Origin of the sequence: Acidocella sp., assembly GCF_013044125.1 — a bacterium.
Taxonomy (GTDB): domain Bacteria; phylum Pseudomonadota; class Alphaproteobacteria; order Acetobacterales; family Acetobacteraceae; genus Acidocella.
In genome coordinates this window covers 1-11,849 of sequence record NZ_JABEVC010000216.1, presented here as the reverse complement: position 1 = coordinate 11,849, position 11,849 = coordinate 1, and the positions used below count along the sequence as shown (strand labels likewise).

Here is an 11,849-nt window from a genome sequence, read left to right as displayed (position 1 = left end):
GGCTGTTCAACATTCGTGGCGCTGATGTTGAATTCACCCCCATCGCCCTTGGTTTTGCCCTGCTCTTCGCGGATTCCACCGCCACGCTGTTCATGCCCGGCGTAAAACTCCCGCCCGAGACCCGCGCACATCTCGGCCCCGATGTCACCCTGGCCGAGCGCGCCGCCCTGCCCGCCGCCCTGGCGGCGCTGGCCGGTAAAACCGTCCGTTACGACCCCGCCGCCATGCCCGTCTGGTTCAAAACCACGCTGGAGGCGGCCGGCGCGAGTATCGCCGAAGCGCCGGACCCCGCCGCCCTGCCGCGCGCCCTGAAAAACCCCGTGGAACAGGCCGGCGCGCGTGCCGCCCACCAGCGCGACGGTGCCGCCATGGTACGCTTTCTCGCCTGGCTGGCGAAAACCGCTCCCACAGGCGCGCAAACCGAAATCTCGGCGGCTGAAGCCCTGCTGGCCGCGCGCGCGCGCGCGGAGCATTTCCGCGGCGAGAGTTTCCCCGCCATCTCAGGCGCGGGCGAACATGGCGCCATCATCCACTACCGGGTCACCCCGCAGAGCAACCGCGCCATCAAACCCGATGAGGTCTACCTCATCGACAGCGGCGGCCAGTATCTCGACGGCACCACCGATATCACCCGCACCATCTGGACCGGCCCCGGCCCCGCGCCCGATGCGGTGCGCGAGCATGTCACCCGTGTTCTCGCCGGGCATATCGCGCTAGCGCGGATGATCTTCCCCGAAGGCATCGCCGGCGCGCATATTGACGCCTTCGCCCGCGCCGCACTGTGGCAGGCCGGACTTGATTACGACCACGGCACCGGCCACGGCGTCGGCTCGTATCTCTCGGTGCATGAGGGGCCGGCCAGCATCTCGCGCGCGGCAAAACCCGTGGCGCTGCAAGCGGGCATGATCCTCTCCAATGAACCCGGCTTCTACCTCCCCGGTGCCTACGGCATCCGGCTGGAAAACCTCGTGCTGGTGCAGCCTGCCGAATTTCCCGCGCAAAAGCGCAAATTTCTGCGCTTCGAGACGCTCACCCTCGCCCCGTTTGACCGCGCATTGATCAACCCCGCCCTGCTCACCGCCCCGGCGCTGGATTGGCTGAACGCCTACCATGCCAGAGTCTACGCCGAGCTCGCCCCGCATCTGCCCGCCGATGCCCGCGGCTGGCTGGCGCAGGCCACCGCCAAAATATAAACATTGACCCGGCAAACGCCGGTATTGCAAAATTCCAGGACGCGATTCGCGCCGGACCCCAAGCCGTAAGGTGACCGAACCATGCGCTTGTTCGTTGCTCTGGACCTCCCGTGGGAGGTCAAAGAAGAACTTGCAGATCTTTCCTGCAACATTCCCGGCGCACGCTGGGTGCCGGCGGAAAATTTCCACCTCACCCTGCGCTTCATCGGCGAGGCCAACCGCCTGCAGGCCGAGGAGATAGATCTGGCGCTCGCCACCCTGCGCGGCCGCAGCTTTTCCTTTTGCCTCTCCGGGCTTGGCTGGTTCGAGAAAAACGGCCGCGTCTCGATGCTCTGGGCCGGGGTGGAGCGCAACGCCGACCTCGCGCGGTTGCAGGCGAAGGTGGAAACCGCGCTGCACCGTGTCGGCATCCCGGCGGACCGGCGGCGGTTTATCGCGCATGTCACCCTGGCGCGGATGGACACGCCGGTAACTCCAGCCATCGCCAGCTTCGTGCAGGCGCACAACCTCTACCGCTCAGCGCCGATCCGCGCTGACAGCGTAACCCTGTTCAGCAGTTTTCTCGGCAAGGACCAGCCGACCTATACGCCCGAGGCTGAATATGCGCTGGGGTAGGCGCCCCAACCCGCAGCCGCCGCTCTTGCCGCCTGCACGCTACGCGAACAGCTTCACTTTTTTAACCTTCTTCCAATCCTTGCGCAGCTGCTCCTCATCCTCCACGGCGCCGCGGGCGCACCAGCCCAGCACAATCCCCACCGCGCGGCAGGCCGCGCCATCATCACCGGCGGCAAGCCGCAACGCCAATTCGCGCGCCACCGCGAGATCGTTAAAAACTCCAAGCCTGTCCTGCAATTTCTCCAAATTATTGGCATAGGACATAAGCGGCTTGCGCGCATCGAACAACCCGCCAAAAAAATCGACCGCATAGCGCAGCTTCTTCAAATCCTTGCGCAGCTCGTGGCGCTCCACCACCGCGAGATGTTGGATATTCTTGCCATCACGCAATAATTTGCGATGCAGCCGCGCCAAGCTTGCGCCCGCGAACTCCCTGGCCGGCATGCTCAAATCCGGCAACGCCTCGCCTTCCAGCGCGTTGCGCCAGCCATGCGCCGCGGCGAACCCCTGCAAGCCCAGCACAAACCGCATGGTCTGCGGCCCGGTCAGCAACGCGCGCACCGCCTCATGCCCAGCCGCGCGGAATTGTTCAACCTGCGCCAGCAAACTCTCAAAGCCAGGCTCATCGGTAAAAGCCGGAGCCGGCCCGTGCCTTACCATCGCTGCAAACACATCCCAGTTGCGCGCCTCGCCCATCGCGTTGGCAATATCCCTGGCCTGCTCACGAAAAACCGCAAACCCCGCATTGGGAAACGCGCGATGGAACAGCCCGAGCACCGAGCGCAACCGGCGCATCGCCACGCGCATCTGATGCACCGCCTTCACCGCATCGCCTGCTTCAAACGCCGGCCAGTTAGCGATGAACTGCCCCAGGCAGGCGTTTATCAACTGGCCGATCGCGCTATCGAGCACCGGCTCTCCCTGCAACCCCGCCACCGCGCGCACCGCCTCCGGCGCCTTGCCCGCGGCCAGCACCGCGCCGCGCTCGGCCTTGCTCCGGCTCTCCAGCCGCGCCGGAAACGCCGCCACAAACGCCAGCCCCAGGCGATACAGCGCCGCCGCGCCGCCGGATTTACGTTCCATCTCTATCTCGCGCACCGGGCAGGTTTTTTCGCCCGCACTTATCACCCCCACGTCAAACGCCACCTCGATTGTGGCGGAATCCTCATGGATCATCCTGACGACGCGCTTGATATCGCTGCTGTAAACCGCCTCCAGCCTGCGCCCCGCGGCAAGCCGGGTAATCGCCTGCGCGATCTCGGGCGGCAGCAGGTCAATATCCAGCTCCGGCGTGGGGCTTGCCGCCTCAACCTCGCCGCGCTCGAACCACCCTCCGGCAAAACTGCCCGTCCATTTGAAGGTGATCACATGGCGGCGGTTCACGGTGCGCACGCGCAAACTCGCCTTGTGCCGCGCCAGATCGCCCGCCGCCGTATCAAAATAAACCGTGACCAGCCGCCGCGCGCGCGGGCGCCGCGCGGACGCATCCAGCCGCTCCCATTGCTGCGCGGCCGTAAAAGCCGCCGGCGCAAGCGTGAACTTCAGCTCTTCCTCACGCATGGCCGCGCTCATCTGCGGTATCAGCGGATTTTCAGGACTGGCGGCGGGCTGGTCTGATGCGGGCAAAATACAAAATCCGTCAGCTGGGGTTCACACCCGATTACGGAAAAAACCAATACCGCGCAGCTTATAACGGTTGCGCCTCCGTGTCCAAACCGCCTGCCCTGGCCGGTTGTTCGCAACCGGTTTGCAAGCATAGTCTCAAGGCCGCGCCTGCGTTGATTCAGGTCAAGGCCAGCCACGCGCGCCTAGCCTATACAAAAACAACAAGGAGTTGCCAAAATGCCGGAAGACAAACCCAGCGCCAAAAAACGCATTCTGCTGGGTGGCGCCATTGTTCTCGTGCTCGCCGGCGGCTTGGCCCTCTGGTATGCGCCCGTGCTGTTCGGGCCACCGCCGGGTGCGGGGCATGTCATCGTCTCCGGCAATATCGAGGCGCATGAGAGCGTGCTCAGCTTCACCAGCGTACAGGCGCCGATCACAGCCCTGCCCTTCGATGAAGGTGCAACCGTGCAGGCAGGCACCGTGCTGGCCCGGGTGGATGACCGCCTCTACCGCCAGCAGGCCGCCATCGACGCCGCCAATGTGCAAACCGCCGCCGCGCAGGTGGCCGTGAGCATAAGCAACCTCGCCGCCGCGCAAAGCACCCTGGCCAGCGGCCAGTTCGGCCAGCTTCAGGCGCAGCAGGACTACCAGCGCGCCCAGGCCCTGGTGAACACCCGCACCGTCTCGGTTCAGGCGCGGGACCTCGCGCGCACCGCCGCCCAGCAAGCCACCGCCACGGTGGCGCATGATGCCGCCCTGGTGCAGGTGGCGCAGGCCAACATCGGCCTCGCCAAAGCCAGCGAGAGCGCCGCGCGCGCCAAACTGGCACTGGATGACATCACCCTCTCCTACACCACGTTGCGCGCGCCTTTCAGCGGCGTCATCGCGGTGCGCGAGGCGGAGCTTGGCCAGCTCGCCGCCCCTGGCGTCGCCATCGTCACGCTCGATGACCTCGACCATGTCTGGCTACGCGCCTACATCAACGAGCCGGACCTCGGCAAAATCCGGCTTGGTGAGGCCGTGGACGTAACCACCGACACCTACCCCGGCAAAATTTACGCCGGGCGCATCAGCTTCATCTCGCCGGAGGCTGAATTCACCCCCAAAACCGTGGAAACCCATGCGGAGCGGATCACCCTCGTCTACCGGGTACGCATCGACATCGCCAACCCCACGCATGAACTGCTTCCCGGCATGCCCGCCGGGGCCAAAATCGCCTTGCTCCCCGCCGGGCCATGAGCAGCGCCGCCACCATCACCGCGCAAAAACTGGGGCGCAGCTTCGGCGCCACAGCGGCGGTGCGCGATATCAACTTCAGCATCCAGCGCGGTGAGATCTTCGGCTTCGCCGGGCCGGACGGCGCGGGAAAAACCACCGTCATGCGGATGCTGGCGGGCGTGCTCCGGCCTGATTCCGGCAGCATCGCCGTGGAGGGCATCGATGTCATCGCCAACCCGGAAGCCGCAAAATCAAAACTCAGCTACATGCCCCAGCGCTTTGGCCTGTATGAGGACCTGACCGTCGCGGAGAACATCTTCTTCTATGCCGAGCTGTTCTCCGTGCCGCGCAAGCTGCGGCGCGCCCGCGCGGGGGAATTGCTGGAGGCCGCCGGCCTCACCGCCTTTCAGCAACGCCTCGCCGGGCAGCTCTCGGGCGGCATGAAGCAGAAACTCGGCCTGGTCTGCGCGCTCATCCACACCCCCAGCGTGCTACTGCTGGACGAGCCCACCACCGGGGTCGACCCCGTCTCGCGGCGCGATTTCTGGGCCATTCTCTACAATCTGCGCGAAAGCGGCGTCACCATCGTGCTCTCCACCGCCTATATGGACGAAGCCGAGCGCTGCTCGCGCCTGGCGCTGATGCACGCAGGCAAAATCCATTATTGCGACACCCCGGCCAGGCTGAAACAAGCGATGCCGGGGATGCTGCTGGCCATCACCGCGGCAGACCCGCGCGCCGTGCGCGCAGCCCTCGCCGATGCCCCCGGCGTGCTGGGCCTGCTGCTGATGGGCGACCGGGTTAATGTGCGCGTTGACGATGCCGCCCGCCGCGCGCCCGAACTGCGCGCCAAACTCGACGCCCGGAACATCGCCTTCACAGGCATCAACCGCATCGAACCCGCCATCGAGGATGTGTTCGTGGCCCTGGTTGGCGGCGGAGCCCCGGCATGAACACCGCCCCCGCCGTTATCGCCCAAGGTCTGACAAAAAAATTCGGCACCTTCACGGCGGTGGACCATCTCGACCTCGAGATCGCCAAGGGCGAGGTCGCCGGCTTCATCGGCCCCAACGGCGCGGGCAAATCCACCACCATCCGCCTGCTTTGCGGCCTGCTGCGCCCAACCTCGGGCAGCGCCAGCGTCGCGGGGTACGATATCGTCCGCCAGCCGGACATCGTGCGCCTGCACATCGGCTACATGTCGCAAAAATTCTCCCTTTACGGGGACCTCACGGTGCATGAGAACCTGCGTTTCTTCGCTGGCATCTATCAGGTGCCGCGCCCGCAAATCCCGGAGCGCATCGCCTTTGCGGTGTCCATGGCGGGGCTTGAGGGGCGCGAGGGCGCGCTGGTGCGCACGCTGGCCGGCGGCTGGAAGCAGCGCCTGGCGCTGGGCTGCGCCATATTGCACCGCCCGCCAGTGCTGTTCCTTGACGAGCCAACCTCCGGCGTGGAGCCCGAGGCGCGGCGCCGCTTCTGGGACCTCATCCACACCCTGGCGGTCGATGGCGTGACCATTCTGGTCTCCACCCATTACATGGACGAGGCCGAATACTGTAACCGCATCGCGCTGATCGACGCGGGCAGGCTCATCGCCCTGGGCAGCCCCGGCGAACTGCGCCGCCACGAGCTTGGCGGCCAGCTGTTCGAGCTGGCGTGCCCCATCCTGGGCGCCACCCTGGCCGCCGCCCGCCAAGCGCCAGGCGTCATCGAAGCCGCCATTTTCGCGGATAAGCTGCATGTGCTGCTGCGCGCGGGCACCAGCGGCGAGGCGCTGCTCGCCCACCTCGCCACCCAGGGCATGGAAGCCGGCCCCATCCGCGCCATCCTGCCCAGCCTGGAGGATGTATTCGTGCAGCTGGTCTCCCGGCGGCAGAAGGTTGGCCCATGAACCCGCGCCGCATCCTGGCCATCGCCTACAAGGAGACCTTGCAGGTCTGGCGCGACCCGCGCAGCCTCGCCATCGCCCTGCTCATGCCGCTGATGCAGATGGTCCTCCTCGGCTACGGCATCAGCCTGGACATCAAGCATGTCCCCTTGTGCCTCTACGATCAGGAGAACAGCCAAACCAGCCGCGAGATGCTGCAGGATTTCACCGCCTCCGGCTGGTTCAAAACCGCCGCCATCCTGGGCAGCAACCGCGCGGTGCGCGCCGCGATGGACAACGCCACCTGCATCGGCGCCCTGGTCATTCCGGTGAACTTCTCTCGCGTGCTGGCGCAGACCGGCCAGGCCCAGGTGCAGGCCGTGTTCGACGGCACAGACGCCAACACCACCAACATCGCCACCGGCTATGCCCAGGGCGTTATCGCGCAAACCGCGGCCACCTTCGCACGCCGATGGGACGCCCAGCACGGCGTCCGCCCGCCCACCGCAGGCAGCATCAACCTGCAATCGCGCGTCTGGTACAACGAGACCCTGGACAGCCGCAATTTCATCATTCCCGGCGTGGTTGCCATCATTCTGGCCCTGGTCGGCGCGCAGCTCACCTCGCTCACCGTCGCGCGTGAGTGGGAGCGCGGCACCATGGAGCAGCTCATCTCAACGCCGGTAACCTCCACCGAGCTTTTAATCGGCAAACTCAGCCCCTATTTCCTCATCGGCCTGCTGGACGCCGCCTTCTGCCTGCTCACCGCCGCCTTCTGGTTCCAGGTGCCCTTCCGCGGCAGCGTGCTCACGCTCATCCTCACCACCGCATTGTTCGGCATCGTCGTCATGGGCATCGGCTACTTGCTCTCGGTACGCATCCACAACCAGCTTGGCGCGAGCCAGATCGCGCTGATGCTCACCATGCTGCCCATCGCCATGCTCTCGGGCTACACCTTCCCCCTCGACCAGATGCCAGCCGCCATCCGCGCCATCAGTTTTCTGGTTTACGCACGCTACTACGTCACCCTCCTGCGCGATGAATTCCTCAAGGGCAGCTCGCTCGCCGAGATGGCAAGCTCGATCGCCGCGCTGCTCGCCTACGCGGTGGCGGTGCTCTGGCTGGCCGCGCGCGCCTTCCGCAAGCGGCTGGACTAGCGCCGTGCTGGACCGCCTTTATGTGATGTTCATGAAGGAGTTCCTGGAGCTCAAGCGCGACCGCTGGGCACTCTTCCGCTTGGTCGTGCCGCTCATCTTGCAGGTGGTCATCTACGGCTACGCCGCCACCTTCACCATCAGCCACGTCGCCACCACCGTGCTGGACCTCGACCACAGCAGCGCCAGCCGCGCCCTGCTCTCGCGTTTTTACGCCACCGGCCGCTTCAACATCGTGGACATGGCCACCAGCCAGGCCCAGGTCACGCACGATATCGACACCGGCACGGCAACCGCCGCCATCATCATCCACGCCGGCTTCGCCCGCCAGCTGCTCAACGGCCAGAGCGCGCCCCTGCAAGTCATTGTCGATGGCACCAACTCCAACACCGCGCTCATCGCGCTTGGCTATGTCAGCCAGATTACCGACCGCTTCCAGGCCGGCGCCATAGCCGGCGGCTGGCCTCAACCCACCGCGCCGCCGGGCGGCATCACGGTCTCGCTGGAACAGCGCCCCTGGTTCAACGAAGGGCTGAACGATGTCTGGTTCTTCATCCCCGGAGTCATCGGCACGCTCACGCTGATGCAGGTCGTCAGCCTTACCGCTTTCGCCGTGGTGCGCGAGCGAGAGCTGGGCACGCTGGAACAAATCATGGTCAGCCCGATTAGGCCGTTCGAATTCATCCTGGGCAAGACCGTGCCGTTCTTCTTCATCGGCCTGGGGGATGTCGCGCTGGTCACCATTTTCGGTACGCTGTGGTTTGACATCCCCTTCACCGGCAATCCGCTGGTCCTGCTGCTCGGCGCCACGCTCTTCCTGCTCGCCGCGGTCGGTCTCGGCCTGCTGCTCTCCACCTTCTCGCGCACGCAGCAGCAGGCTTTCGCGCTTAACTTTTTCTTCATCAACCCGCTGTTCACCTTGTCTGGCTTCGCCTTCCCCATCGCCGCCATGCCGCGGGCGCTGCAATGGTTCACCTTCATCAACCCGCTGCGCTATTTCCTCGTTATCGTCCGCGCCATCTTCCTTAAAGGCGTGGGCCTGGGCGCGCTCTGGCCAGACCTTGCCGCCCTTGCCGCCCTGGCGGCGGGCATGCTCGCCATCAGCGTCATTCGCTTTCGTAAATCCTTGGATTAAATGGAAAACAGCCGTAAAAGCAATCAGCCTCGCCAATCAGGAGTGCCAGCATGACGCACCATTCGAAGCCACATGATCTCCCCCCACCCAACCGCGAAGGCGGGATGCCCTTACGCAACGCGCTGAACCTGCGCCACTCCACGCGCAGCTACACTTCCAAACCCATCCCCGAGCAGCTCCTCTCCGATCTGCTGTGGGCCGCCTGCGGCATCAACCGCGCCAATGGCGACCGCACCGCCCCCTACTGGCGCCATGTCATGATCATGGACATCTACGTGGCCATGGAAAACGGCGTCTTTCTCTACGACCCCGCCACCCACCGCCTGCTGCCGCATCTGCCGGCCGACATCCGCGCCCAAACCGGCCTTCAGGATTTTCCCGGCAACGCACCGCTTGATCTCATCTATGTCGCCCATGGCGAGCGCATGGAGGTGCCCGAGGCGGAGCGCCGGCTCTATGCCTCCGTTGACACCGGCTGCATCGGCCAGAACGTGTATCTGTTCTGCGCCGCGGAAGGGCTCTCCACCGTGTTCCGCGGCGCCATCGAGCGGGAAAAACTCGCCAAAACCCTGAAACTGCCGAAAGAGCAGTTTGTCACCTTCGCGCAGACAATCGGCTACGCCGCATAATTCCACACAAAGGCGGCACGAAGCCTCGCCGCTCATAAACTAAAGTGAGGAAATAAGATAAATGTCCGCAGAGACTCCCATGCCGCCTGCCTCCCTGGCCATTGCCCCCGCGCGGCTGCGCCGCGCCGCCAACCTTGCCGCCCTCACCTTCAAGACCACCGCCGAATGCCCGCCCATGGACGGATTCACCGGCCAGAAACGCGCGCTGGACGCCGTGCGTTTCGCAAGCCGCGTGACGCGGCCCGGCTTCAACCTGTTCGCCATCGGCGCGCCGGGGGCGCGGATGCGGCAATCGGTTGAATCCATGCTCGCCGCCGCCCGCGCTGATCGCCCCGCACCGTCAGACTGGGTCTATGTGCATAATTTCGCGGCCCCCCATCGCCCCACCGCCATCGGCCTGCCCGCCGGGCGCGCGCCGCAATTCCAAAAGGCGATGCACGAGTTGATCGAGGACCTGAAATCCGCCCTGCCGATGGCCTTCGAGAGCGAGGACTACCAGAAGCGCCGCGGCGCGGTGGACGAGGTCTTCCAGAAAAAACAGGCCGACGCCTTCGCCGCCCTGCGCGACAAGGCGCAAGCCGCCGGGCTCGTGCTGCTGCGCACGCCGCTCGGTTTCGCCTTTGCCCCGGCCAAGAACGGCCAGGTCATCTCCCCGGACGAATTCCGTACCTGGGACGAAGCCAAGCAGCGGGAGGTGCAAAAAAATATCGAGACCCTGGAGCCCGAGCTTGAGCATATCATGCACCAGTTCCCCGCCTGGGAAAAAGCCCGGCGCGAGGAGGTGCGCAAACTCAACCGCGACACCGCCAGCCTCACAATCGCCCCGCTGATCGAGGACGCCAAAACCAAATTCGCCGACATGCCGCAGGTGAGCGCGCATCTTGAGGCGGTGCGCGCCGACCTGATCGAGAACATCGGCATGTTCATCGTCAAACCCGAGGGCGAGGAAGCCCAGGGCGCCGCCCTGGGGCCGGGCGGCCCGTTTGACCGTTACGAGGTCAATGTCATGATCAGCCATGACGCCACGGCAACTGGCGCGCCCATCGTGCAGGAGCCGCATCCCACGCTGGGCCATCTCACCGGGCGCATCGAATACATGTCCCAGCAGGGCGCGCTGCTCACCAATTTCCGCCTCATCAAACCCGGCGCCATGCACCGCGCCAACGGCGGCTACCTGCTGCTCGACGTGCGCAGCCTGCTCACCGAGCCGTTCAGCTGGACGGCGCTGAAGCGCCTGCTCAAGCAGGGCGAAATCGTCATCGAGGATGTCAACCACTTCCTCGGTCTCACCAGCACCGTCACGCTGGAGCCCGATCCGATTCCGCTGGACCTGAAAATCGTACTCTTCGGCGACCGCATGCTCTACTATATGCTCGCCATGTACGACCCCGAACTCACCGAGCATTTCAAGGTCCTGGCTGATTTTGAGGATGATTTCGACCGTTCGGAGACCAACGAGACGGCGATGGCGCATATCATCTCCAACCTCGCTTATGAGGATAAGCTGCGGCCGCTGGAATGCGAGGCCGTCGGCCTGATCATCGAACAGGCCGCACGCATGGCCGAGAACGCGGGCAAGCTTTCCCTGCTCACCGGCGAACTGCGCGACCTGATCATCGAAGCCGACTTCCGCGCCGGCGAGGCGGGGCACACGCTCACCACGCGCGCCGATGTGCAAAAGGCGATTAATGAACAGATCCGCCGCGCCGCCCGCCTGCGCGACCGCGCCCAGGAGTCCATCCTGCAGGAAATCGCCCTCATTGACACGCAAGGCGCGCGCACCGGGCAGATCAACGGTCTCAGCGTGCTGCAACTCGGCGGTTTCGCCTTCGGGCGGCCCTCGCGCATCACCTGCCGCGTGCGCCCCGGCAGCGGCAATGTGCTGGACATCGAGCGCGAGGCAAAGCTTGGCGGCCCCATCCATTCCAAAGGGGTGCTGATCCTCTCCGGCTTCCTCGCCGGGCGCTTCGCGCTGGATACGCCAATGTCCCTCTACGCCAGCCTGGTGCTCGAACAATCCTACGGCGGCGTGGAGGGCGACAGCGCCTCCTCCGCCGAGCTTTACGCGCTGCTTTCCGCCCTGGCCGACGTGCCCCTGCGGCAGGACATCGCGGTAACCGGCTCGATCAACCAGCAGGGCGAGATCCAGGCCATCGGCGGCGCCAACGAGAAAATCGAAGGCTTCTTCGACATCTGCGCCAAGCGCGGCCTCACCGGCACGCAGGGCGTGGCCATCCCCAAATCGAACGTGCAGCACCTCATGCTGCGCCAGGATGTGGTGCAGGCCTGCGAGCAGGGCCGCTTCACCATCTACGCCATCGGCACGGCGGATGAAGGCATCTCGCTGCTCACCGGGCTGCCGGCCGGGGCGCGCGAGGCGGACCGCGCGTTCACCCCCGGCAGCGTCAACGCCAAGGTGGAAGCGCGGCTGCG

The 11,849-nt window shown here is 65.4% G+C and carries 10 protein-coding genes; 9 read left to right on the top strand and 1 reads right to left on the bottom strand.

Going from position 1 to position 11,849, the window contains the following annotated elements; genetic code table 11:
- Positions 1-1,193 (top strand): aminopeptidase family protein P (locus HKL97_RS13140; protein ID WP_291426102.1); only part of this gene is annotated, 1,193 nt, incomplete at its 5' end.
- A gap of 81 nt (positions 1,194-1,274) precedes the next feature.
- Positions 1,275-1,808, top strand: a complete 534-nt coding sequence (gene thpR, locus HKL97_RS13135; RefSeq protein ID WP_291426100.1) for an RNA 2',3'-cyclic phosphodiesterase — start codon at positions 1,275-1,277, stop codon at positions 1,806-1,808.
- 39 nt (positions 1,809-1,847) lie between these two features.
- Here thpR and HKL97_RS13130 read toward each other — a convergent pair whose 3' ends face one another.
- Positions 1,848-3,434 carry a CYTH and CHAD domain-containing protein gene (locus HKL97_RS13130; RefSeq protein ID WP_291426098.1) on the bottom strand — a complete coding sequence of 529 codons (1,587 nt, stop codon included), beginning with the start codon at positions 3,432-3,434 and terminating at the stop codon, positions 1,848-1,850.
- 216 nt (positions 3,435-3,650) lie between these two features.
- Here HKL97_RS13130 and HKL97_RS13125 point away from each other — a divergent pair, with 216 nt between their 5' ends.
- The 7 genes from HKL97_RS13125 to HKL97_RS13095 all read left to right on the top strand — a co-directional run.
- A complete protein-coding gene (locus tag HKL97_RS13125) occupies positions 3,651-4,652 on the top strand; it encodes an efflux RND transporter periplasmic adaptor subunit (protein ID WP_291426096.1) in 1,002 nt (333 codons plus the stop codon).
- Positions 4,649-5,584, top strand: a complete 936-nt coding sequence (locus HKL97_RS13120; RefSeq protein WP_291426094.1) for an ABC transporter ATP-binding protein — start codon at positions 4,649-4,651, stop codon at positions 5,582-5,584. Before HKL97_RS13125 ends, HKL97_RS13120 begins: the two co-directional genes overlap by 4 nt.
- Entirely contained in the window at positions 5,581-6,522 is a 942-nt protein-coding gene (locus HKL97_RS13115) for an ABC transporter ATP-binding protein (protein ID WP_291426091.1), read from the top strand. The genes HKL97_RS13120 and HKL97_RS13115 overlap by 4 nt, the downstream gene beginning before the upstream one ends.
- Positions 6,519-7,655 (top strand): ABC transporter permease, encoded by a 1,137-nt coding sequence (locus HKL97_RS13110; RefSeq protein WP_291426089.1) that lies wholly within the window; start codon positions 6,519-6,521, stop codon positions 7,653-7,655. The genes HKL97_RS13115 and HKL97_RS13110 overlap by 4 nt, the downstream gene beginning before the upstream one ends.
- Positions 7,656-7,659: 4 nt before the next feature.
- The gene (locus HKL97_RS13105; protein WP_291426087.1) at positions 7,660-8,787 is read left to right on the top strand and encodes an ABC transporter permease; all 1,128 of its coding nucleotides are present in this window, start codon (positions 7,660-7,662) and stop codon (positions 8,785-8,787) included.
- A 50-nt stretch (positions 8,788-8,837) separates the two neighbouring features.
- Positions 8,838-9,416, top strand: a complete 579-nt coding sequence (locus tag HKL97_RS13100; RefSeq protein WP_291426084.1) for a nitroreductase family protein — start codon at positions 8,838-8,840, stop codon at positions 9,414-9,416.
- A 61-nt stretch (positions 9,417-9,477) separates the two neighbouring features.
- Positions 9,478-11,849: Lon protease family protein (locus tag HKL97_RS13095; RefSeq protein ID WP_291426082.1), on the top strand; the 2,372-nt coding region annotated here is incomplete at its 3' end.